Source organism: Solibacillus sp. FSL R7-0682 (assembly GCF_038005985.1).
Taxonomy (GTDB): Bacteria; Bacillota; Bacilli; order Bacillales_A; family Planococcaceae; genus Solibacillus.
This window is the reverse complement of record NZ_JBBOUI010000001.1, coordinates 3,669,832-3,693,503: the sequence shown is the minus strand read 5'-3', so window position 1 is coordinate 3,693,503 and position 23,672 is coordinate 3,669,832. Positions and strand designations below refer to the sequence as shown.

Sequence of the window (23,672 nt, the reverse complement as noted above, 5' to 3'; positions counted from 1 at the left end):
AAAATACATGACTTACTTTGTTATTAAAACCCCTTATGAATGAGCAGGTGCTCCTTGTTTCCCCGTTTGTTCTTCTTTCTCTTGATCATTAATACGTTGTTTTTTAAGTTTATTTACATTTGAACGAAGTAATAATGAAATACCAAATGAAATTGCAATTAAGAAGCTAAATACATAGAATACCGGAATATAGCTGTTTGTTGCTTCATGAATAGTAGATACAATTATTGGACCAAAAATACCGCCAAGAGACCAAGTAGTTAATAAGTAGCCGTGAATTACACCAAGCTGCTTTGTTCCAAATAAATCACTTGCAAAGGCAGGTAAGTTAGAGAATCCACCACCATAACAGCTAACAACTAAGAAAATAAATAGTTGGAAGATGATGACGTTTGTTGTGAATGGTAACGTTAAAAAGGCAATTAACTGAATCGTAAAGAAAATAACGAAAACGTTTGAACGTCCGATATAATCTGAAGCAGCAGCCCACAGTAAGCGTCCACCACCATTAAATAATCCCATTAAACCTACCATTGTTGCGGCAGCGGCAACGGATAATCCAACAACCTCTTGGGCCATTGGAGAAGCAACCGAAATCATCATTAAACCTGACGTAACGTTAATAAGATGCATTGCCCAAAGCATCCAAAACTGCTTTGTACGAACGGCTTCACGAGCTGACATTTGTGCAAGCTCGTGAGATTTTACTTTACCTGATGCAACGGCTTCCTCAACTTCACCAGGCTTTGGTGGTGCGATATAAAGAGCACCTAACATCATCAATGTGAAATAACTAACCCCTAAAATGAAATACGTATTGGCAATGCCAACTGCTTCAATTAAGTTTGCTGCGACTGGTGCTGTAATTAATGCACCCGCACCAAAGCCTAACACGGCCATCCCTGTTGCTAAACCACGGCGATTCGGGAACCACTTAACAAGCGTAGATACTGGTGCAATGTAACCAATACCCATCCCGAGACCACTTAATAATCCATATGTTAACCAATACAATACGACTGAATCTGATAAAATAGCGAACCCTGCGCCACCTTGTCCTAAACCGAATAATACTGCTGCAACCATTGCAGCCTTACGTGGACCTAATTTTTCTACCGTACTCCCAAAAAGTGCTGCAGCAAAACCTGCTAGTCCCATCATAATCGTAAAGGCGATTGTAATTTGAGATGCGTCCCAACCTAATTCATTTGAAATTGGATTTTTATACACACTATATGCATAAGCTCCACCAATGGATAAGTGTATAGAAATCGCAGATGCGGCAATTAGCCAACGATTCTTTTTCATAATATTCCCCCTTGCGCACTATAAAACTTCGATATTGTGATAATTTTCTCTTTCTGGTAGATGTGTCGAATGTATGAACATCTCTGACAATAACTTAACATCAAATTATTATGTTGCGCAAGTGGAAAATGAAAAAACATTTATCTTGAAAAAACATAAATTCCTTATCTTGAGATACAAAATTGTACTTTATGACGGATTTTTAAAAGTGTTAATCACGCTGTAAACGCTGTCATATCAACGTTTGTTGATATTTTTACAGTAAAGTAAAGTTAAAGGTGACTGTAAAAGAATAATAATTATATTATACAAAAAATAAACAAAATATTCTACTTGAATAATTAAAATTGCTGTTTTTGTTATAAAAATCATTAAAATAAAGAATTCGAGATAAAGAGCAAAATACTATCAAAACAATAATATAACAGTAACTAGTACACGAAGAAACGTAGGGTAAATCGTTTTATGCATTGTTAAATCAGTGTTTCTTATAGGGTATTGAGTGAAAAGTGCAGATTTATATTATAAAAATGTGGTTGTTTTAAAACTGTTTATAACAGTTTGTCAGAGAGAATATTTTTGGTTGTTCGAGATGAAATTTAAAATTATTAAGCAATAATTTTTCGTTATTATAGAAAATATAGGAGGGGAATTTTTAAAATAACCATTAAATAGAAGGGGTATTATAGTGACAGAAATACTAAAAAAATCAATTGTATAAATATACTTTCTAATCAAGGTTAATAATAAAAGTTTCATTTGACGGGTTTACGACAGTTCTTTAAAGTCAAAATAGTAAAAGGAAGGGGCGGAATTATGATGCTGAAAATTGATCCAAAGCAATTATCCGAACGAGAAAATTATAAATTTTTAATTGGTTCGATTATTCCAAGACCAATCGCTTTTATTACAACACTATCAGAGGAAGGTGTTGTGAATGCAGCACCATTTAGTTTCTTTAATATTGTGTCTTCTAATCCGCCGATGATTTCAGTAAGTATTCAGCGTAAACAAGGACAAATGAAAGATACCGCACGTAATATTATGGCGAATAATCAATTTGTTGTACACATAGTCGACATAGACAATGTAGAAAAAGTGAATGAAACAGCTGCAAACTTACCGCCAGAGCAAAGCGAGATCGATCATGTGGGATTTACGTTAATTGAGAGTGAGAAAATTAGTGTACCTGGGGTAAAGGAAGCGAAGGTCCGTATTGAATGTGAACTTGAAACAGCCCTACAGCTAGGTGGCGATGGTGAAAATCCGGGCTGTGATTTATTAATCGGAAAAGTCGTCTATTATCATATAGAAGAAAGTATTTATGAAGAGGGACGAATTGATCCACAAATTTTAGGAGCAGTAAGTCGGTTAGCGGGTAATGACTATGCCGTAATCGGTAAGCAATTTACAATTGAGCGTCCTTTGTAAGTATAAAAGGTAAGAGAAAACGCAGGAGGAAATGTCATGTTACAAATTAAGTCTATTGAAATATTTAATATCGAATTACCATTAATTGAGCCATTTATCGTCAGCTACGGTACATATCCAAATATGCCTTCAATCATTGTGAAGATGACAACAGAATGTGGCTTAGTGGGTTGGGGTGAGTCTGTACCTGATGAGCACGTGACTGGTGAAACGTTAGAAGCAACCTATGCGTTATTAAAGAATACGTTAGCGCCAGCGATGATTGGGGAAAATCCAATGAATTTTGAAAAAATCCACGCAAAAATGGATGCGCTTATTTATAGTGCGCCAGCTGCTAAGGCAGCAATTGATATTGCATGCTTTGATATAGTTGGTAAAAAGCTACAAGTACCAGCGTATCAATTAACTGGTGGTCGCTATCACGAAAAATTCCCGATTACACATGTATTAAGCATTGGGACTCCAGAAAAAATGGCAAAGGAAGCAGTAGAGCGTGTAGAAATGGGCTATAACTCGTTCAAAATGAAGGTTGGTCGTGACGTAGCTAGTGATGTGGCTCGCATAGAAGCAGTACGTGAGTGCGTTGGACAAGACATTGCGATTCGTGTCGATGTCAATCAAGGCTGGGTGAATAGCTCAACGACTATGCAAGCAGTACGTGAGCTAGAGCAGTTAAATATTGATTGGTTAGAGCAGCCTGTTCGTGCTGATGATATTGATGGCATGGTAGAAATTAAATCTAAAACAACGATTCCTGTCATGATTGACGAAGGATTACGTGGTATACGTGAAATGCGTGAGATTATTGCAAAACGTGCTGCGGATAAAGTGAATATTAAATTGATGAAGTGTGGCGGTATATACCCTGCGATGAAACTTGCCCATATGGCAGAAATGGCGGGCATCGAGTGTCAAATTGGTTCAATGGTTGAATCATCTGTAGGTTCAGCAGCTGGTTTCCATGTAGCTTTTTCAAATAAAATCTTTACAAGCGTGGAGCTTACAGGCCCGTTAAAGTTCTCAAAAGATATCGGGAATCTTCATTATGATGTGCCGTTCATTCAATTAACTGAACGTGCTGGATTAGGTGTTGATGTCGATGAGGTCATTTTAGTCGAATTAACTCGTGAAAAATGTGTGGTGCAATAAATGATTGCGACAGGATTTTTAGGACAAGAACCCTATGAAGTGCACCTTTTAACAAAAGCACATATTCCTCAATTGGAGAGATTACAGCAAGATGTACTCGATGGGCTGACAAATAAATCAATTTTACAGCCGCTTGATGAAGGAGAGCTGAGCTTTATTCTTGAAGGAAATGGCATGATGGTTGGCGTCTTTGTAAAGGAAACACTCATTGCGTTTCGTGCGTTATTAGAGCCAGAAATTGATGAAGAGCATTTAGGCTATGATATTGGTCTTACAACAGATGACCAGTTGAAAAAAGTACTCTATCAGGAAATTTCAAATGTCCATCCTGATTTTCGAGGGTTTGGCTTACAGCGTACGATGGCCGACATCATCATGGAGCAAGTTGATACATCAAGGTTTAAAGTTGTTTGTGCGACAGTCATGCCATTCAATATTGCCAGCCTGAAGGATAAATTTTCACAAGGGATGCATGTCGCTGCATTGAAGCTGAAGTATGGTGGGAAACTGCGCTATGTATTTGCGAAGTATTTGGATAAAACACCACAACTTTGGTCAGAAGAAGCCCTTCTTTCAATGGCCGATACAGAAGGACAGCAAAAGCTTTTAAAAGATGGCTATGTGGGCATTGCCATGCAAGCGAAAGCCGATGGTTGGCTCGTAAAATATGTAAAATAAAAAGGATGTGGCAAGCGTATTAATCGTCTGCCACATCCTTTTTCGATGTACTAGAATCCATGTTCCCCGTTCGTCTCCTTACAATTCAATATCATTGTCATCAAAGCGATCTAAATCAAAAAAATCATAATTATCTTCAAATAAGTAGGATACATCATTTTCATCGGTTGCTAAGTACGTATAGTTGATCATTTTGTATCATCTCCTTTTAATGATTATACAATAGTCTGAAAATTTAGTAAAGTAATTAAAAAGGAGGGAGTTCAAATAGGAAAAAAGCCATTTAATGATGTCGATGATCATTTTCAAAAGCATGTAGGGACACCAAACTCTTACGATATAAAACAAATGCCGAAGCCAATAAGGTGGATAGGCTATTTTTTAATTGGTTTTATGTCAATTGCATCGGTCCTAATCATTTTCTTCATTTTCTATGAAAAAATTATATCTAAATTCTAGAAAAAGATGAATAATTCTATTTTATGTTAAAATATCCTTAAATAAAAGAATTGTGGAGGTGAGGCATATGGAGCAACATATTTTTGTTTCGAAAGTAATTCCTCCGACACCGACAAATTACTATTTAAGAAGAGCAAATTTGATGAAGAAGCTTTCAGATTGGAAGCAAGCAAAATGTACAATATTGCAGTGTAGTGCAGGCTATGGGAAAACGTCTTTAATCAGTCAGTTTATCCAGGATCAAAATGTAACGTGCGCCTGGTATCAAATTACACCAGATGATGACACAATCTTCCCATTCTTTCGGCATTTAATTTATAGCATTCAGCAACAATTCCCTTCCTTTGGACAGAGTTTGAAGGGGTGGGATGCTAATTTAAAATTTCATAATGTAGAAGATTTATTACAGCTCTCAATACAGCTCGTAAACGAAATTCAAAAAATTCAGCAGTCATTTATAATTGTGCTCGATGATTATCATCATGTGTCTCACGTTTTTGCGATTAATTACGTCTTAAATCAACTTATACAATTTTTACCTCGGCACGTTCATATAATGGTAGCATCACGTAAAATGCCAGAATGGAATTGTTTACTTAGCCTACGCATGAGCAATCAGCTCATCGAATGCTTAGAAGCCGAATTTGTATTTACAGAAGCAGATGTACAGTTTTTGTTTGAAGTGTATTTTGAACGGAAGTTAGTTCCAGAGGAATGCGATTTTGTAATGCAAATGACGGAAGGCTGGGCGATGGCGGTTTTACTATTGGCGTACCAGTCGAAATATAGTGAGAAACCATTAGATGAAATTGCTCAAGGCTCTGTCGCAAATTTTTTTGCTTATTTATCAGCTGAGGTATTTGATAAATTGCATCCGCAATTGCAGCAAAATTTATTAAAGCTAGGAATTCATCAAGTGATTTCAATTGATGTACTAAAGGACATGTATGGAGCAAAGTGGGTAGCAAGCATTCAGGGAAACTTAGATACATTAGCATTTATTATTCCATTAGCGGGTGGAACAAAATTCCGTTTTCATGCGCTCTTTCAACAGTTTTTGCAACAACGATTAAGTGAAACTTCTCCACATACATTTGAACAGCTCCATGAAGAAGCCGCAAGTTATTATGCGAAGCAGCAGTTAGGAGTATTAGCAGTATCCCATGCAGACCAATTGCATAATAAAAAAACGGTCGTCAAATTGCTGTTGCAGTTTGCCCCGCAATTTATTGAAGCAGGTCAGTTTGACTATTTATTAGAGCGATTAAAGGATTTACCTGCGGCAGATAAAATTTATTCCTTATTGTTTTATGAAGGGGAAAGTCAACGTTATCGAGCTCACTATGAAAAGGCTAAAAATGCGTATTTTGAGTGTTATGACAAGGCGAGTGAACAAAGGGATGTACTGTTTATGATGCGTTCGCAGTTTGGACTGGCAAATATATATATTGATACACTACAGCCTGTCTTTGCAGAGCGGCATTTGCAGCAAGCAATTGAGTTGCTAAAAAATACTGTAGTCAGTGAGGAAGAACATCAAAAAATTACGATTTTGTATACCGAAAATTTGATAAATCTTGGGCGTGCTGGAGAGGCACAGCGTTTTAGTGAAGCACAGCAAATTTCTTTAAATTTTAATAATGTGGATGCAAGGCTTCAGCTACGGCAAGGCCAACTAGAACAAGCAAAGGAAATTTTAACTTCTCGGGTAACAAAGCCATTTCATTGGGAAGAGGCCCATCGTACGACAGATTTATTGCTCGTACTTATTGATGTGTTAATGGGTGAAAATGAACAGGCGTTCGAACGGATTATTGAAGGGGAAAAAGAGCAGCTAAAGGATATGCCATTTACACTTGCACTGACAAAATTAAGAAAAGGCTTGGCCTTATTGAACTTGGAAATGAATGATCGTTTGCTAGCGAAAAACTGCTTCGATGAGACATTACAATTAATGGAACAAATCCATGTGAAGCGTGTAAAAGCAGAATGTTATATGGGGCTCATTTTGTATTATGAACAAAATTTAACTGAAGCGAAAAGGCATGCACAGCTAGGATTAATGGAAACCAATAAAGTGCATGATTATTGGATGTCGGCCCTTTTATTAACAGCGATGACAAAAGTGTTTGCTGAAGCAGCACAATATGAAGAAGCGGCAAACTATGCAAAGCAAGCGCTTACGTATTTTGAACGCAGTGAAGACTTGTATGGGAAAATGGTCAGCTCATTTTGGCTCGCCACGTGCCTGCAATATTTAGGGGAGTACGAGGGCGCGGAAAGTTACTACGATGCGTATTGGGAAATTTGTCAAAAGAGATACCCATTTTTCTTATATAAGCGTACATTATTTGGACCGAAACAGCGGTTACAATTCTTTCATTTAGCAAAAAAATTTGGAAAACTGGATCAAATACAAAATTTCCTACAGCTTAGTAATTTTCCAGATGTAGAGCTTAGCTTACAATTATTCGGTCCTGTTCAAATTTACCGAGCACCGCAAGTTGTTCAAGACAAGGAATGGAAGCGCATGAAGGCAAAGGAATTATTCATCTATTTATATACGCAGCGTAACCATTTTGTTTCGAAACAGCAAATTTGTGATGCAATTTGGCAAAGTGATGAAGAAGCAATGACGCGGGATTTTAAAGTTGTTTATAATGCCATGCTAAAAACATTAGAGCCTACTCGCAATGCTCGAGAGGAAAGTCATTTTATTATTCGCCGTCAGCAACTCTATAAGCTGGATACATCTTGGATTTTTAGTGATGTTGAACTATTCGATAATTATGCACAAAGAGGACTCGATGAAAAGACACCAACAATATCGAATGAATGGTTAAAGCTTGCAATGAGCTTTGCGATCTCTCCATTTTGTTCGGATTTGGACCGGGATTGGATAGTGATGAATCGGAGTTATTACGATGAACAAATGCTGAAGGTAGCTGAGCGATTAGCGCAAAATTTTGTTAGGTTAGAATGTTTTGAAGAAGTCATTTATTGGGCGGGACGTATTTTATCGCTCGATGCTGGTCACGAAGAGGGTTATCGGTTAATGATGCTCGCGAATTATTATTTAGGGAACCGGCGAGAAGCATTGAAAATGTATGATAACTGTGTAAAAGCATTAGAGAAGCATTATCAAATCGCCCCGATGGAAACGACCGAGCAACTGTATGATTTATTGTTAAAAATGTAAACTGCATTTTTCAAGTGAGTTAATGACTCCTTGAGAAATGCAGTTTTTTGTATGGGAAGAGAATTGGCTAAAATAGCAATCTCTTGAACTGTGTAACTAATTTGTAACTTAGGCTTGCTAAAGTAAGGTAAGGCAGAAATCTATGCTGAAATTATTGCTGGGAGGGACATTAATGAAAAAGCATTTATGGTTGTTATTTGTTGTATTATCACTGTTCTTATTAATGGCATGTGGAGATGAAACGGACGACAATGCGACAACGGGCAAAACTTCTGACGCCCAAAGTGAAAGCGCTAACAATGACTCGGTATCAGGTGAGCCAATAAAGGTTGGGGTACTTGCTTCGCTTACAGGTGCACTAGAATCTTACGGAAAACAAACAAAGAATGGCTTTGAATTAGGCTTAGCGTATGCAACTGATGGCACGATGGAAGTGGCTGGCCGAAAAATTGAAGTTGTTTGGGAGGATACAGAAACAAAGCCGGAAGTAGCAGTCCAAAAGGCAACGAAGTTATTAGAGGATGACGCGGTTGACTTCCTAGTCGGTTCTTCAAGTTCAGGTGATACGTTAGCAGTTTTACCATTAGCTGAAGAATACGAAAAGATTATGATTGTTGAACCAGCTGTAGCGGATAGTATTACAGGCTCAGAGTTCAACCCATACATTTTCCGAACTGCTCGTAACTCTTCTCAAGATGCCTATGCAGCAGCGGCATCAATAGCAGGTGAAGGCGTAAAAATTGCTACATTTGCACCAGACTATTCATTTGGATGGGATGGCGTATCTGCGTTTAAGGCAGCAGCAGAGAAATTAGGTGCGGACATTGTTTTAGAGGAGTATGCAGATCCAGCAGCGACAGATTTCACATCGAATTTACAAAAAATAATTGATGCAAAACCTGAGTTTTTATTCGTTGTATGGGCAGGGGCAAACTCTCCATGGAACCAAATTGCGGACTTAAAACTACAAGAAAAAGGCATCAAAATTTCAACGGGTGCACCAGATATTATTGCACTACAATTTATGGAGCCGTTAATTGGTATGGAAGGATTCTCGGTTTACCATCACACATTACCGAACAATAAAGTGAATGATTGGTTAGTAGAGGAGCATAAGGCACGTTTCAATGGTGAAGTACCAGATTTATTCACACCGGGGGGCTTCTCTGCAGCGGTTGCCATTGTAGAGGCATTAAAAAAATCTGAAGGTGACGCAGATGGGAATACATTAATTCCTTTAATGGAAGGCATGTCATTTGAAACGCCTAAAGGTACGATGACTTTCCGTAAAGAAGACCATCAGGCGTTGCAAACGATGTATGCAATTAAGCTAGAAAAGGTAGCAGACTTTGACTATCCTGTGCCGGTGTTAATTCGTGAATTATCACCAGAGGAAACAGAGCCACCAATTATGAACAAGTAATTTTTGAGAGCAGATGACAAAATGCGTCGTCTGTTCTTCTTAACAACTTTTAGCTGAAGGTTGTTAAGAAGAACAAGAAGGAGTGAGAAGATGGAACCTATTTTAAAAACAGAAAACCTATCGATCAAATTCGGTGAGCATAAGGCTGTAGATCGTGTAAATTTTGAGATGCCTGCGAAGCACTTTAAATCGATTATCGGACCTAATGGTGCTGGCAAGACGACTTTTTTTAATTTAATAAGCGGAGAACTAAATCCAACAGAGGGAGAGGTGTTTTTAAAGGGGGACTCTTTAAAAAATAAATCTTCTGTAGATCGTACAAGGCTTGGTATTGGACGTTCATTTCAAATAACGAATGTATTTCCTAATTTAACTGTACTTGAAAATGTTCGCTTAGCTGTTCAATCAAAGAAGAAAGTGCGCTTTGATATGCTCAGACACTTCCTGCACTACAAGGAGTTAACGAATGAAGCAATGGACATTTTGGAGCAGGTACTATTAAAAGAAAAAATGCATCAAGTTGCGAATCAATTGTCTCATGGGGAAAAAAGAAAGCTTGAAATTGGCATGTTACTGGCCTTAGATACTGAAATTTTATTGTTGGATGAACCGACTGCGGGTATGTCTCTAGAAGAAGTGCCGGCCATTTTAGATGTGATTCGTTCTATTAAAGCGCGTGGAGACAAAACGATTTTACTTATTGAACACAAGATGGATATGATTATCGATTTATCAGATTCTATTATGGTGTTATTCAATGGTGCACTATTAGCAGATGGTACGCCACAGGAAATTATGAAAAATGAAACGGTACAGCAGGCGTATTTAGGAGGGCTCGCTCATGACTAATATTTTGAAGCTTGATCAGATCGAGACATATATTTCGCAATATCACATTTTGCAAGGCATTTCCTTTGAAGCAAAAGCAGGTGAGGTTTCCGTGCTGCTTGGACGGAACGGGGCAGGAAAAACAACAACACTTCGTACAATTATGGGACTGACTCCTGCGACAAGGGGCACTGTCACATTTGACGGGCAGGATATTACAAAGCAAGCCCCTTATGAAATTGCAAATAGTGGAATTGGCTATGTGCCAGAGGATCAAGGGATTTTTGCGGAGCTAACGGTTGAAGAAAATATGCGTGTTGCTATTCGTAAAGAAACAGACTCTGTCATGCAAAAGCAGGACTACATTTTAGAGCTATTTCCGGATTTAAAAAAGTTTTGGAAAAAGTACGGCGGTAATTTATCGGGAGGACAAAAGCAAATGCTTGCGATGGCTAGAGCCTTTGTAAATGATAGCAAGCTCTTACTAATCGATGAACCATCAAAGGGGTTAGCGCCAATTGTTATTGAGAAAGTAATGGAGGCCATTACCGAAATGAAAAAGCACACATCGATTTTGTTAGTGGAGCAAAATTTCATGATGGCAAGCAAAATTGGCGATACGTATACGCTCATTGATGATGGACGAACGGTGCAGTCAGGAGAGATGAATCAACTAATTGAAGATGAACAGCTGAAACGTAAATACTTAGGAATTGGATAAAGGAGAGATTGGCGATGGAATTAATTATAAGCTTAGTTATTAATGGTTTGGCCACAGGGATGCTCATTTTCTTATTAGCAGCAGGCCTAACGCTAATCTTCGGTTTAATGGATGTATTAAACTTTGCGCACGGAGGCTTGTTTGTATGGGGGGCTTATACCGGCGTATTCACCTATTTGTGGAGTGGTAGCTTTGTTGTCGGAATTGTTGCAGCCATTTTAACGGGGATCGTGCTTGGATTTGTAACGGAAAAACTAATTATTACACCAGTTTACGGGAATCATGTGCAACAAATTTTAATTACGCTTGGCTTCATGCTCGTGCTTCAAGAAATGATTAAGGTCGTCTTTGGACCAAATGGGGTGCCAGTAAAAGTCCCTTCTTATTTAGCAGGAAGCTGGCAAATAGGCGAATTAACGATAATTAAGTACCGTATTTTCATTATCGTTGTCGGTTTCTTACTATTTGGCATTATTCAATTTATTTTAAAGCGAACAAAGGTTGGTCTAGTCGTTCGAGCAGGAGTTATGAATAAGGAAATGACGCAAGCACTTGGCATAAACATTAAACGCGTTTTTTTACTCGTCTTCATGTGTGGTGCAGCGCTTGCAGCATTAGGTGGCATGCTGATGGCACCATACTCGGGTGTTGTGTATGCCGAGATGGGAATGGAGTATGCAATTTTAGGATTTATCGTTGTTGTTATTGGGGGGATGGGTAGCTTCCCAGGCTCCTTAATGGCGGCCATTTTAGTTGGCTTAGCAGGTAGCTTTATGGCGTATTACGTGCCGTTTTTATCAGTAGCGGTCAACATGATTTTAATGGCGATTGTATTAATCTTCCGCCCACAAGGCTTATTCTCGGTAGCGAAAGGATGAGTAAATGATGAAACAACCGACAATATTGTCTAAATCAAATTTAGTGTACGTTCTATTAGTCGTTTTAATGGTTGTACTGCCGCTCGTATCAGATTCGCGTACACTAACGATTTTATTGACGCAGTTTTGTATTTTCGCAATTTTAGCTATGAGCTATGATATTTTACTTGGTTATACAGGAATCATCTCTTTCGGGCACGCTATGTTTTTTGGGATGGGGGCATATACAACAGCCATTATGCTTAGTGATTTTGGACCATCAATTGGAATATTTATGGCATCGATTGCAGTTGGGGTTGTGCTATCTATGATTGTAAGTGTTGTGAGTGGCGCATTGACGTTACGATTGAAAAAGCATTTCTATGCGATGTTTACGATGGCAATTTCGGGTTTATTTTTAGTCTTCGCTGAAAAATGGCGTACTGTAACAAAGGGCAATGACGGTTTTACATTCCGTGCACCAGAAATTTTCCGGGAACGTTTGTATTTTTATTTCTTCGTGCTCGTTTGTCTTGTTGTTATTTTTATTTTATTAAAACGATTTGTGGCATCGCCATTCGGAAAAGTACTAGTTGCGGTTCGGGAAAATGAGCAACGTACACGTTCACTTGGTTTTAAAACACTCGGCTATAAAGTTATTGCCTCTGTTGTAGCTGGTGCAGTAGCAAGCGTAGCAGGTTCGCTTTATGCAGTTTCATTACGCTTTGTTAATACAAGTGTGATGACGATGGATATTACGCTCGATGCGCTGCTCATGACGATTATTGGAGGTGTCGGTACATTAATTGGACCAATTTTAGGTGCGGGTGTCATTGAATTTGCTCAGCATTATTTATCTGGTTTAGCGCGGCAATATCCAATTTTTGAACGGTGGATTATTTTCTTCGGGATTTTATATATTTTAGCGGTCATTTTCTTCCCACGTGGCATTGTAGGAACAATCTATATGAAATACCAGCAATGGAAAGTAAGGAAAAGCCAAAAAACAGTAGCTGTGAAGCTCGTTGAAAAAGAGGAGTGACGCAGATAATGATTGGAATAACAGGGCTTGGGGTGTATTTACCTGAAGGACGTATGACGGGAGAGGAAATTGCAACTATCGCCAATATCCCAAAGGCAGTGGTCGAAACGAAAATGGGCATTATAGAAAAGGTCGTGGCAGGCCCGCATGATCACCCGGTTGAAATGAGTGTAAAGGCTGCACGCAATGCTATTACTGAAGCGCAAATTGATGCAAAAGAAATTGATGTCATTATTTATATTGGTGAAGAGCATAAGGAATATCCGTTATGGACCGCTGCAATTAAAATTCAAGAAGAAATTGGAGCGGCGAATGCTTGGGCCTTTGATGTCCAGCTTCGTTGCGGGACAGCGATAATGGCGATGAAGGTCGCAAAGAGCTTGATGCTCGCGGATGATTCAATTCAGACCGTGCTTCTTGCAGGTGGATATCGCAACCATGATTTTATCGATTATGACAATGAACGAACGCGCTTTATGTTCAACTTAGGTGCTGGAGCAGGTGCGCTCATCTTGCAAAAAAATGCAGGTGGTCATGAGCTATTAGAGACAGAACTGATTACCGACGGCTCTTTTTCAGAGGATGTTGTCGTGCCTGTAGGGGGAACAAAGGCACCGCTTACTCCTGCATTGCTCGAACAAGGGCGCTATATGTTAGATGTACTTGACCCAGAAGGAATGAAACTTCGTTTAGAGCAAAAATCTTTAGATAACTTCTTGAAGGTAATTCGTCGATCATTGGAGAAAAGTGGCTATACAGAACAACATTTATCTTACGTAGCAATGTTGCATATGAAAAAATCAGCCCATGATTTTGTATTGCAACAGCTTGGCTTAGGAGGGGCACATTCGGTTTATTTATCTCATTACGGGCATATTGGTCAAATTGATCAAATATTATCGTTGTATCTGGCAAGAAAGCAAGGGAAGCTACAAGAAGGAATGATTGTTTCGCTTGTTAGTGCAGGAATTGGTTATGCATGGGGAGCAATTACTGTGAAATGGGGGGCTTAAAGTGAATCAGTTAGAAGTATTGCACAAAGTGATGTTAGCAAACGGGGAAACAATTACTTATCGGAAGCGTGAGGGTGGCGAAGAACAGATTGTACTTGTTCATGGCAATATGACGTCATCGAAGCATTGGGATTTATTAATGGAAGCGATGGATGCCCGCTTTACGATTTATGCCCTCGATATGCGGGGCTTTGGGGGATCCACATATTTAAATAGAATTACGTCCATTAAAGATTTTAGTGATGATTTAAAGCTTTGGTTAGATGAACTAGGCTTAAAGGGGTTCACACTTGTTGGTTGGTCGACAGGTGGGAATGTGGCGATGCAATTTTGCGCGGATTATCCAAGTTATTGTCACAAGCTTGTACTCTTTGCTTCTGGTTCTACACGTGGCTATCCGTTTTATAGCTCAAATGAAGATGGGACACCCAACTTGCAAAAGCGCCTTCAAACAATTGAGCAAATCGAACAAGATCCGGTAAAAACGATTCCGATGCAGCAGTTGTACGATACCAAAAATCGTGACGGTTTAAAATTCGTTTGGAATAGTGCGATATATACGCATAATCAGCCAGATGAGCAACGCTACGAGGAATATGTGGTTGATATGTTAACCCAGCGTAATTTAGCCGATGTGTATCATGCGTTGAATAGTTTTAATATTAGTGCCGTAGATAATGAAGTAGCAGTAGGTACAAATCAAGTGAAGGATATTCAAATTCCAGTGCTCGTATTGTATGGTAATCGTGATTTTGTTGTTGTTGAAGCGATGACAAATGAAATTATTGAGGATTTTGAAGGGCGCGCTCACATTAGAAAGCTAGCAAACTGTGGCCATTCACCGTTAGTCGATTGTTTAGATGAAGCAAAGGATGCAATAGAGGAATTTATTTTAGTGTAAAGGGGCAATGGGAATGCGTTTAGAAAATAAAGTAGCCATTATTACAGGTGGCGCGGGTGGAATTGGTTTAGCTGCAGTGAAACGTTTTGTAGAACAAGGCGCAAAGGTAGCAATAGTGGATTATGATCAAAGTCTTGGTGAAAAGGTTGTAGCAGAGCTAGGGGAGCAAGTAGCCTTTTTTCCGGTAGATGTTTCAAAGCAGCAACAAGTAAAGGGAATGGTAACAAATGTTGTGGATAAATTTGGTAAAATTGATATTTTAGTAAATAATGCCGGCATTACCCGAGATGCGACACTTGCCAAAATGACCGACGAAGACTTTGATAAGGTAATTCAAATAAACTTAAATGGGGTTTATTACTGCACACAAGCTGTAGCCCCTTATATGGTGTCACAAGGCTATGGGAAAATCATTAGCACCTCTTCGGTAAGCGGTGTATACGGCAACTTTGGGCAAACAAACTATGCCGCGACAAAAGCGGCAATTATTGGAATGACAAAAACGTGGGCGAAGGAGCTAGGACGGAAAGGGATTAACGTCAATGCAGTCGCACCAGGATTTACAGCAACGAGTATGGTGGAAAAGATGCCAGAAAAAGTATTGCAGCAAATGCAAGGTATTACGAGCTTGCAGCGTTTAGGAAAGCCTGAAGATATTGCAAATGCTTATCTATTTTTAGCATCAGACGAATCGAGCTATATTACAGGGCATGTATTACATGTTGATGGAGGCATTATGATGTAAAGGGTGGGAGGCCTATGCAACAGCTAGATTTTTGGATTGCAAAGAGAGCACGTCAAATGCCAAACAAAACGGCACTCATTCAAATTGAAACAGGCGAACGGTGGACTTATAAACAGCTCATGCAACAAGCAAGCTGGTGGAGTACAACCTTTCATCAAAGGAAGTTTCAAAAAGGGGATAGAATTGCAGTATTAATGGAAAATTCGATTCAAAGCTTTGCGATTTTATTTGCGTGTCGGATAAACGAATTAATTTATGTCCCATTAAATACTAAGTTATCAGAGGCAGAGTTAGCGTATGTGCTAGCGGATTGTGCACCGAAACTATTGATTTGTGATGAAGTACAAGAGGATCGGGCAAAAGCGTTGATGCCACAGCATTTTTTAAATGTGTCCCAGGCGCAGGCAATGGAAATTATTCGCTACCATTGGCAAGATGAGCCCAAGCTACCTTGGCTTATCATTTATACAGGTGGAACGACTGGGAAAGCAAAGGGGGTTGTTCTTTCCTATGAAGCAGTGACAGCGAATGCACTTAATACGATTATTAGTTGGGGATTAAATGAACAAGATTGTACCCTCAACTATATGCCGTTATTTCACACAGGCGGCATTAATGCGTTAGCATTACCGATTTTACTAGCGGGTGGAACGGTCGTAATTGGGAAGAAATTTAATCCAAACGTAGCTATTCGTGCACTCGATGAGTACAAAACGACCATTTCCTTATTTGTGCCGACGATGTATCAGCTCATGACTGAAACCGATTATTTTCACCAGTCGAGCTTTCCGACTGTAAAGGTCTTTTTATCAGGTGGTGCACCTTGTCCAAAGCCGATTTATGAGCAATTTAAAAGCCGTGGACTCCTCTTTAAAGAGGGATATGGCTTAACCGAAGCGGGCCCAAATAATTTTGTCATTGATGCGAATGTGGCAATGATGAAAAAAGGGGCAATCGGCAAAAGCATGCTATTCAATGAAGTGCAGGTACTTAATGAATGCGGTGAGCATTGTCAGCAAGATGAAGTAGGCGAACTTTGTTTAAAAGGGAGCCATGTATTCCTTAATTATTGGAACAATGAAGAGGAAACGAAAAAAGTGTTCCAGGACGGTTGGTTAAGGACGGGGGATTTAGCGAAGTATGATGAGGATGGAGATTATTATATCGTTGGTCGAAAAAAGGAAATGATTATAACTGGCGGTGAAAATGTATATTCGCAAGAGGTAGAGCAATGCTTAATTGCTGTGAGTGGAGTGGAGGAAGTTTCCGTCATCGGCGTTGCAGATGAAAAATGGGGAGAATGTATTGCTGCCTTTATTGTGTCAAAGCAGCCTTCGGTAATACTTGAACAAAAATTACGACAAATTTGTAAAGACCGCCTAGCCAATTATAAAGTACCGAAGCAGTTTTATTTCCTATCAGAACTTCCGAAGACGGTTGTCGGTAAAATTGATAAAAAGCTATTAGCACAATATGCGAAAGCACAAGTTCATATGGATTGATGTCAATCGTCTTTTAAAACTGTAACGTTTTAAAGGGCGATTTTTCTTATGTGAAAGTTTATTTAAAGTTCATATTAAACTTCTATAATGCACGATGTAGAGTAAAAAAGGAGGAACAATATGAACAAGTTTTTAAATCCAATTACGGATTGGGTATCAACAAAACGTGGCGCGTGGATTACGTTAATCATTTGGCTTGTGTTAATGATTGGCCTAAGTGCTGGTCCAAAGCTTGGTGATTATAAAGTGTCGAATTTCCAATCACTACCAGATGATGCACAATCGATAATTGCAGAAAATAAATTAAGTGAATTTTTCCCAAATGATCAAGGAACACCAGGGATACTTGTATTCCATAATGAAAATGGGGAAGTAAATGTCGATAGTGTAAAAGCAATTTTAGGTGCAATCATCGATGAAAATATCGAGGGAATTGACCAAATTGTAGATATTTCTGCATTACCACCGCAAGCATTAGCTGGCTTTACATCAGAAGATAAGACGACGATGATTATTCCGATGGTATTAGAGCAAGGCTTAGGGAACAAAGCTTACGAAGAGATTAACGATCATGCTTCTGAAATCGGAAACGAAGCAGCTGAAGCAACAGGCGATACGGCCTTCTATATTACTGGCCCAGCAGGTATTGCCGGGGATACGATAAAATTATTCGAGCAAGCCGATTTCCAATTATTATTCGCAACAATCTTCATCATTTTAATTTTATTAATTATCATTTACCGTTCACCTCTTTTAGCGTTTATCCCGTTACTGGCAACGGTAATTGTCTATCAAGTAGCGAACCAAACGATTGCATTAATGGGTGCAGCAGGTTTAGAAATCAATAACTCAACAACGTCGATTATGAGTATTTTATTATTCGCTGCGGTTATTGACTATTCACTCTTTGTATTCTCACGCTACCGTGAAGAGTTAAATCACTATGAAAATAAATACGAAGCGATGAAATATGCAATGCGTGCAACAGGCGAGCCGGTATTCTTCGCTGGTGGTACAGTATTAGCAGCAATGCTCGTTTTATTCTTTGCGGATTTCCGTGATTACCAAAACTTTGCACCAATTTTCGGTGCAGCTGTATTCATAATAATGCTTGGCTCAGTAACATTAGTGCCAGCACTATTTGCCTTATTTGGTCGTAAAGCATTCTGGCCAAAAGTACCGAAATTCGGTGAAACAAAAGAAGTGAAGCACGGCATTTGGGGGCCAATTGCAAAATTTGTTGTCAACAAGCCGTTCCTATCGGGTGGCCTTGTATTAGCGTTCATGTTAATTACGTCTCTAAACGTACTAAACTTAGAGTATGAATTTGATACAGTCAAATCATTCCCAGAGGATTTACCATCTCGTGTAGGTTATGAAATCGTTGAAACAAAGTTCGATAAAGGGGAACTTGCACCAACGTCGATTTTAGTAGAAAGTAATGAAAAGCTAACAGAAGAGCAAATAACAGCATTATCAGATGCATTATTATCAGATGAGTTAATTGCTTCTGTCCGTACTTCTGCTGTGTCGGAGGATGCGACGAAGCTAAAACTATCGATGGCCTTTGATTTAAACCCATATTCATCAGAAGCAATTGAAAAGTTAGAAGAGATGCGTGACAATGGGGCAGACACTTTAAAGCTAGCAAATATTGATGGAGAAATTCATTTTGCAGGCACAACAGCCAAATTAGTGGATGAACGTAATGTCAATAATGCGGATATTTATAAAATTGTTTTACTTGAAACATTGTTAATTTTAGTACTATTATTTGTTTTAACACGTTCATGGAAAATGCCAATTTACATGATGGCAACCATTTTAGTATCTTATTTATCTGCATTAGGACTAGGCTTATTCCTAGTGGATCTGTTCTTCGGCTATGAGGCAATTAGTACACGAGTACCAGTGTATGCCTTCATTTTCTTAGTAGCGCTTGGTATCGACTATAATATTATTTTAGTATCACGTTTCTTAGAGGAACGTAAAACACATACGGTAAAAGAAGCATTAGAAATCGCAATTCGTAACACGGGTGGTGTCATTTCTTCTGCAGGTGTTATTTTAGCCGCAACTTTTGCTGCATTAATGACAATGCCAATAGCAGATCTATTCGTATTCGGCTTCATGGTATCAGTTGGGATTTTAATTGATACATTCTTAGTGCGTGGTATGCTATTACCAATGCTTATCTTATTATTTGAAAAAGATAAGAAGTAATGATTACATTAAGGGAGACTGAGCAATCGGTCTCCCTTTCATTATAAAAAAGGCGGTGAGATGGATGCGCATTTTAGTTGTAGATGATGATCCATTTATTCGAAAATTAATCGGCATTCATCTAAAAAAGGAAGGCTATGAAGCATATTTTGCGAGTAATGGATTAGAGGCACTTACTCTATTAGATAAAGAACCCCTCGATTTGGCAATTGTCGATGTGATGATGCCAAAAATGGATGGCATTACACTGACGAGACGGTTGACAGAGGAGGAAATCCCTGTACTAATGCTGACAGCGAAGACAACACTAGAAGATAAAGAAAAGGGCTTTTTAGCTGGAGCGGATGATTATATGGTGAAGCCATTTGAACCTAAAGAATTATTATTCCGTATTCGAGCAATTTTGCGCCGTTTTCAAAAGCTAGAGCGGGTACAAACGAAGGTGGCGAATATGCTCATTGACCGGCAAACCTTTGAGGTGAAAGTTGGTGAACAAGTACTGCTTTTACCATTAAAGGAATTTGAGCTTTTGAGTATTTTATGTAGCCGGCCAGATATCGTATTTTCACGCGATCAGCTCATGGAACAGGTGTGGGGCTATGACTATGATGGTGATGACTTTACATTGACGACTCATATAAAACGTTTGCGTACTCGATTAGAAGAGGTGGAAGCCAACGTGAAAATTCAAACCGTACGCGGAATTGGCTATAAAATTGAGGAATTAAAATGAAGACGTTATATAAACAATATATTATCGTAACACTCCTTGTCATCGCAGCGAGTGTGGCGATTTCAATGCTTTTACTAGGTCAAATTTATAATATGCAAATTCGACCTGATGCGGATGAAGGGAATTTGGAGATTGCAAAGGAAGTTACAAATAATCTTGCCTATATGCATGAAGGCGATTATACAGGCTATTTACAATCAGTAGCAAAACTCGGCTACCAGGTCGTCGTTATAAATGAAAAAAATGAAACAACGAGCTTTGGTACGGCCTTTAAAAAGATGACTCTAAATGCAGATATGACATCCATTGTCGGTACAGACAACGTCTATCACGGCATTATGGATTATAAGGAACGTTTCGTCTTTATGAACCATTTTGCAAATGATGTGCAAAATACAATTGGTGTGCCATTTACGTTTCATAATGAACAATACGCTCTATTTATTAGGCCGGATAATGCGATGTTGTTTTCTGAAATGCACTTTTTAATTATTGGATTTATTTTTATAACAGCGGTCATTATTTTAGGCGCAATGCTATTCATAGCGCGTGGGCTTGTGCAACCATTGAAGCAATTACAACGAGCAACAGAGCAAATTGCACAGGAGGATTATGACATCGATTTGCAAATCGATCGTCATGATGAACTCGGTCAGTTAGCAAGTCAGTTTAAAAAAATGGCGAAACGCCTAGCAGAAAATGACCAGCTAAAAAAAGATTTTATCAATAATGTATCTCATGATTTTCAGTCGCCCCTCCTAAACATTCAAGGCTATGCGAACGTGTTAAAGGATGCGGAAAATACAGAAGAAGAACGGGTGCAATATTTAGAAATTATTGAGCAAGAAACGAAGAGACTGTCAGCACTTACGAAGCAACTGTTATTATTAAGCTCCTTGGATCAGAAAACTTTACCGATTGAGAAAAAGATGTTTGCACTTGATCAGCAATTAAAAGAGTTGTTATTTTCAAAGCGCTGGATGCTGGATGATAAACAAATGGAGTTAGTGTATGAGCTAGAACCCATTTGCATCACTGCCGACCAGCACTTATTGGAACAGGTGTGGGACAATTTATTGACGAATGCGATACGGTACAGTGAGGATAAGGGGAAAATAGTCGTTTCTTGTAAGCGTGTTGATAATCAGGTCATTGTCACAATTGAGGATGAAGGAATTGGAATTCCAGCTGATGCACTAGAAAAGGTAAAGGAACGCTTTTATCGTGTTGACCCGTCACGTTCAAGTCAAAGTAGTGGACTTGGATTAGCAATTGTGACAGAAATTGTAGCGCGCCATGATGGAGAATTCCTGATTCAAAGTGAATTAGGTATAGGGACAGAAGTAAGTGTATTATTAACGATTTAAAAAAGAGGGGCTATGGCCGCTCTTTTTTATTTACTGGAAGATTTCGGAATGCTAAACTGTTTTTAATTATGGTAGGGGAGGCTGAAATATATGAAGTTTGCAATGAAATATATTATTTTATATGTTGAGGATTTGAACAAGGCCATTCGTTTTTATGGAGAGATTTTAGGATTGACGATGAAAATGCAGCAAGGGACATACGTGGAATTCGATACAGGGGTGACTACGCTTTCGATTAATACGAGACAATCGATTCGTGATGAAATTGGTCTTGAGGTTCCATCATTAACGACTTCAACTCAAACATTTGAAATCGGTTTTGTTGTCGACAATGTTGCAGAAACAATTGATATGATGCGTGCCCAAGGTGTGAAGGTTGTTAAAGAGCCAACCGAAAAGCCATGGGGACAAATTGTAGCCTACGTAGCCGATCCGGATGGGCATTATATTGAAATTTGTACATCGATTGATTAATTAAAGGGAACTGAAAGGTGTTTTTTCATAAAATAAAGGAGCATAGTATTGTCTATGTAGAAAAAGTGAATTCGAGTTGATTAAATTGAGATGCATTAAAAAACACAATTTTTCCTATACGAAAAATTGTGTTTTATTCTTGTATGCCCTTTGTTTCGTATTAGAAAGCGGAGCAAACCTCATCTAATGTAGGAAGTGCTTCTATTGCGCCTACTTTTTCACATACCTTGGCGCCAACTTGATTGGCAAATTGAATGATGTTTTTCCACTCGTCAAAGGAAATGTCCGAAGCTTCATCCAACAAGCTTAGTTGATAAAGAACTGCTCCAACAAAGGCATCCCCAGCTCCTGTTGCATCAATAGATCGTATAGAAGGGGTAGCAATATGAGTAACATGGCCATCTTTTACAAAAATGGTACCGTTCGCACCTCTTGTAATTGCAAAGATTTTATCGTCAAACTGCTGTAACCACTCGATTGCATCCTCTAAAAAAGACGTTTGTGCAAATAAAAATAATTCCTCTTCACTCATTTTAATAAAGTGTGCTGCTTGTAAAAATGGCTTACATTTGTGAGTGAACTCTTCTACGTTACCCTTCCATAAATTCGAGCGATAATTTGGGTCAAATGAAATAAAGCGGTTTTGGATGCGGTATGTTTGCAGCAACTGTTCATAGGTTTTACAAAAAGGATTACTTAAAAGCGCGGTAGCAGAGCCAAAATGAATGATATCCATTGTAAACAATTGCTGTAAATTTAAATCTTCAATACTTAGCCTTTCATCAGCACCTCGGTTGAAAATAAAATCTCGCTCTCCATCCGGCTGTCTCGATACGAAGGCTAAAGTAGTCGGGGCGTTTGCATCGAATATAAGGTGATCTGTATGTACCCCGGCAGCCAGTATCGTTTGTTTTAAAAAATGACCAAATGCGTCAGCTCCTACTTTCCCGCAAAAATATGCGATTCCTCCAAGTTTTGCGATTGCTGCTGAAACATTTGCAGGTGCACCTCCAGCTTGCTTTTCAAAATAATTTGATTGTATGATGGACTGCTGTATTTCTGTCGTATAAAAATCGATTAAAAGTTCGCCAATACAAAGTACTTTCTTCAATAAAATCCCTCCGTTAATGCGTCAAGATAAAGGTAACTAAGTAAATTGTGTCATAGTTTAAAGTGGATGGAAAGTAAATGCGCTAACATATAGAGGGCAGCATGTGACAATATGGCGAACTGTAAAGTTATTTGCTGATATAAGGTTGTTTTGATATATTTTTCGGAGTTAGAGCCATCCTATAAATGATAAGTAATCAAAACCGTTAGGAGGAAGCGTTCTGGAAATTTTATTAGAGGAGATTCACAAAGGGATGGAATATCTTCAATCTCAGGGCAAGCAAGTAATTAAAATTAAAATGAATTCCAAAGTTTTCGTAGATATGACCGACAAACTTGACCACGTTGAAAATTCCAATGGAGTTATTACAGCATTTGGAATTCCAATCGAAGCGGATGAACATATTGAAAAATATGCCTATATTCTTGATGATGCCACTTAACTAGGAGTGGCTTTTTATTATGTGAATTTTTTAAGCAATAGATTAACTCCAATGCCGTTTATCAAA

20 protein-coding genes are annotated in these 23,672 nt (G+C 38.7%); 18 read left to right on the top strand and 2 right to left on the bottom strand.

Annotated elements, in window-relative coordinates; all coding sequences use genetic code 11:
* Window positions 1-33: 33 nt before the first annotated feature.
* Window positions 34-1,308, bottom strand: coding sequence for an L-lactate MFS transporter (locus tag MKZ17_RS18545; RefSeq protein ID WP_340725203.1), 1,275 nt, complete (start codon window positions 1,306-1,308; stop codon window positions 34-36).
* A gap of 819 nt (window positions 1,309-2,127) precedes the next feature.
* Here MKZ17_RS18545 and MKZ17_RS18540 point away from each other — a divergent pair.
* From MKZ17_RS18540 to MKZ17_RS18460, 17 genes are all read left to right on the top strand, one after another.
* Window positions 2,128-2,739, top strand: coding sequence for a flavin reductase family protein (locus tag MKZ17_RS18540; protein ID WP_340725202.1), 612 nt, complete (start codon window positions 2,128-2,130; stop codon window positions 2,737-2,739).
* 36 nt (window positions 2,740-2,775) lie between these two features.
* Window positions 2,776-3,888 (top strand): mandelate racemase/muconate lactonizing enzyme family protein, encoded by a 1,113-nt coding sequence (locus MKZ17_RS18535; RefSeq protein WP_340725201.1) that lies wholly within the window; start codon window positions 2,776-2,778, stop codon window positions 3,886-3,888.
* A complete protein-coding gene (locus tag MKZ17_RS18530; protein ID WP_340725200.1) occupies window positions 3,889-4,566 on the top strand; it encodes a GNAT family N-acetyltransferase in 678 nt (225 codons plus the stop codon).
* 526 nt (window positions 4,567-5,092) lie between these two features.
* On the top strand, window positions 5,093-8,224 hold the full coding sequence (locus MKZ17_RS18525) for a BTAD domain-containing putative transcriptional regulator (protein WP_340725199.1): 3,132 nt from the start codon (window positions 5,093-5,095) through the stop codon (window positions 8,222-8,224).
* 172 nt (window positions 8,225-8,396) lie between these two features.
* Window positions 8,397-9,647, top strand: a complete 1,251-nt coding sequence (locus tag MKZ17_RS18520) for a substrate-binding domain-containing protein (RefSeq protein WP_340725198.1) — start codon at window positions 8,397-8,399, stop codon at window positions 9,645-9,647.
* Between the two features lie 90 nt (window positions 9,648-9,737).
* Entirely contained in the window at window positions 9,738-10,496 is a 759-nt protein-coding gene (locus MKZ17_RS18515; RefSeq protein WP_340725197.1) for an ABC transporter ATP-binding protein, read from the top strand.
* The gene (locus MKZ17_RS18510; protein ID WP_340725196.1) at window positions 10,489-11,196 is read left to right on the top strand and encodes an ABC transporter ATP-binding protein; all 708 of its coding nucleotides are present in this window, start codon (window positions 10,489-10,491) and stop codon (window positions 11,194-11,196) included. The genes MKZ17_RS18515 and MKZ17_RS18510 overlap by 8 nt, the downstream gene beginning before the upstream one ends.
* Window positions 11,197-11,210: 14 nt before the next feature.
* A complete protein-coding gene (locus MKZ17_RS18505; protein ID WP_340725195.1) occupies window positions 11,211-12,074 on the top strand; it encodes a branched-chain amino acid ABC transporter permease in 864 nt (287 codons plus the stop codon).
* 4 nt (window positions 12,075-12,078) lie between these two features.
* Complete coding sequence (locus tag MKZ17_RS18500) at window positions 12,079-13,095, top strand: branched-chain amino acid ABC transporter permease (protein WP_340725194.1); 1,017 nt, start codon at window positions 12,079-12,081, stop codon at window positions 13,093-13,095.
* 8 nt (window positions 13,096-13,103) lie between these two features.
* Window positions 13,104-14,108, top strand: a complete 1,005-nt coding sequence (locus MKZ17_RS18495; protein ID WP_340725193.1) for a 3-oxoacyl-ACP synthase — start codon at window positions 13,104-13,106, stop codon at window positions 14,106-14,108.
* Between the two features lies 1 nt (window position 14,109).
* Window positions 14,110-15,009: an intracellular short-chain-length polyhydroxyalkanoate depolymerase gene (gene phaZ / locus MKZ17_RS18490; RefSeq protein WP_340725192.1), complete on the top strand. Its 900-nt coding sequence runs from the start codon at window positions 14,110-14,112 to the stop codon at window positions 15,007-15,009.
* Window positions 15,010-15,022: 13 nt separating this feature from the next.
* Window positions 15,023-15,754 (top strand): 3-oxoacyl-ACP reductase FabG, encoded by a 732-nt coding sequence (fabG, locus tag MKZ17_RS18485; RefSeq protein ID WP_340725191.1) that lies wholly within the window; start codon window positions 15,023-15,025, stop codon window positions 15,752-15,754.
* A 14-nt stretch (window positions 15,755-15,768) separates the two neighbouring features.
* The gene (locus MKZ17_RS18480; RefSeq protein ID WP_340725190.1) at window positions 15,769-17,256 is read left to right on the top strand and encodes a class I adenylate-forming enzyme family protein; all 1,488 of its coding nucleotides are present in this window, start codon (window positions 15,769-15,771) and stop codon (window positions 17,254-17,256) included.
* A 120-nt stretch (window positions 17,257-17,376) separates the two neighbouring features.
* Window positions 17,377-19,479 (top strand): MMPL family transporter, encoded by a 2,103-nt coding sequence (locus MKZ17_RS18475; protein ID WP_340725189.1) that lies wholly within the window; start codon window positions 17,377-17,379, stop codon window positions 19,477-19,479.
* A gap of 64 nt (window positions 19,480-19,543) precedes the next feature.
* Window positions 19,544-20,212: a response regulator transcription factor gene (locus MKZ17_RS18470; RefSeq protein ID WP_340725188.1), complete on the top strand. Its 669-nt coding sequence runs from the start codon at window positions 19,544-19,546 to the stop codon at window positions 20,210-20,212.
* Window positions 20,209-21,579 carry a sensor histidine kinase gene (locus MKZ17_RS18465; protein ID WP_340725187.1) on the top strand — a complete coding sequence of 457 codons (1,371 nt, stop codon included), beginning with the start codon at window positions 20,209-20,211 and terminating at the stop codon, window positions 21,577-21,579. The genes MKZ17_RS18470 and MKZ17_RS18465 overlap by 4 nt, the downstream gene beginning before the upstream one ends.
* 90 nt (window positions 21,580-21,669) lie before the next feature.
* Complete coding sequence (locus MKZ17_RS18460; RefSeq protein ID WP_340725186.1) at window positions 21,670-22,053, top strand: VOC family protein; 384 nt, start codon at window positions 21,670-21,672, stop codon at window positions 22,051-22,053.
* A 160-nt stretch (window positions 22,054-22,213) separates the two neighbouring features.
* Here MKZ17_RS18460 and MKZ17_RS18455 read toward each other — a convergent pair whose 3' ends face one another.
* Window positions 22,214-23,164: a carbohydrate kinase family protein gene (locus MKZ17_RS18455; RefSeq protein WP_445326929.1), complete on the bottom strand. Its 951-nt coding sequence runs from the start codon at window positions 23,162-23,164 to the stop codon at window positions 22,214-22,216.
* A 253-nt stretch (window positions 23,165-23,417) separates the two neighbouring features.
* On the opposite strand from MKZ17_RS18455, the gene MKZ17_RS18450 reads away from it, so the two are divergent.
* Window positions 23,418-23,606: a lactate dehydrogenase gene (locus MKZ17_RS18450; RefSeq protein ID WP_340725185.1), complete on the top strand. Its 189-nt coding sequence runs from the start codon at window positions 23,418-23,420 to the stop codon at window positions 23,604-23,606.
* The last annotated feature ends 66 nt before the right edge of the window (window positions 23,607-23,672 follow it).

Coding starts and splice junctions, on each gene's coding strand:
- MKZ17_RS18510 (WP_340725196.1), top strand. CDS start 10,489: ATGACTAATATTTTGAAGCTTGATCAGATCGAGACATATATTTCGCAA.
- MKZ17_RS18465 (WP_340725187.1), top strand. CDS start 20,209: ATGAAGACGTTATATAAACAATATATTATCGTAACACTCCTTGTCATC.
- MKZ17_RS18450 (WP_340725185.1), top strand. CDS start 23,418: ATGGAATATCTTCAATCTCAGGGCAAGCAAGTAATTAAAATTAAAATG.
- MKZ17_RS18500 (WP_340725194.1), top strand. CDS start 12,079: ATGATGAAACAACCGACAATATTGTCTAAATCAAATTTAGTGTACGTT.
- MKZ17_RS18545 (WP_340725203.1), bottom strand. CDS start 1,308: ATGAAAAAGAATCGTTGGCTAATTGCCGCATCTGCGATTTCTATACAC.
- MKZ17_RS18495 (WP_340725193.1), top strand. CDS start 13,104: ATGATTGGAATAACAGGGCTTGGGGTGTATTTACCTGAAGGACGTATG.
- MKZ17_RS18505 (WP_340725195.1), top strand. CDS start 11,211: ATGGAATTAATTATAAGCTTAGTTATTAATGGTTTGGCCACAGGGATG.
- MKZ17_RS18475 (WP_340725189.1), top strand. CDS start 17,377: ATGAACAAGTTTTTAAATCCAATTACGGATTGGGTATCAACAAAACGT.
- MKZ17_RS18515 (WP_340725197.1), top strand. CDS start 9,738: ATGGAACCTATTTTAAAAACAGAAAACCTATCGATCAAATTCGGTGAG.
- MKZ17_RS18520 (WP_340725198.1), top strand. CDS start 8,397: ATGAAAAAGCATTTATGGTTGTTATTTGTTGTATTATCACTGTTCTTA.
- MKZ17_RS18535 (WP_340725201.1), top strand. CDS start 2,776: ATGTTACAAATTAAGTCTATTGAAATATTTAATATCGAATTACCATTA.
- MKZ17_RS18470 (WP_340725188.1), top strand. CDS start 19,544: ATGCGCATTTTAGTTGTAGATGATGATCCATTTATTCGAAAATTAATC.
- MKZ17_RS18540 (WP_340725202.1), top strand. CDS start 2,128: ATGCTGAAAATTGATCCAAAGCAATTATCCGAACGAGAAAATTATAAA.
- MKZ17_RS18530 (WP_340725200.1), top strand. CDS start 3,889: ATGATTGCGACAGGATTTTTAGGACAAGAACCCTATGAAGTGCACCTT.
- MKZ17_RS18480 (WP_340725190.1), top strand. CDS start 15,769: ATGCAACAGCTAGATTTTTGGATTGCAAAGAGAGCACGTCAAATGCCA.
- fabG (WP_340725191.1), top strand. CDS start 15,023: ATGCGTTTAGAAAATAAAGTAGCCATTATTACAGGTGGCGCGGGTGGA.
- MKZ17_RS18525 (WP_340725199.1), top strand. CDS start 5,093: ATGGAGCAACATATTTTTGTTTCGAAAGTAATTCCTCCGACACCGACA.
- MKZ17_RS18460 (WP_340725186.1), top strand. CDS start 21,670: ATGAAGTTTGCAATGAAATATATTATTTTATATGTTGAGGATTTGAAC.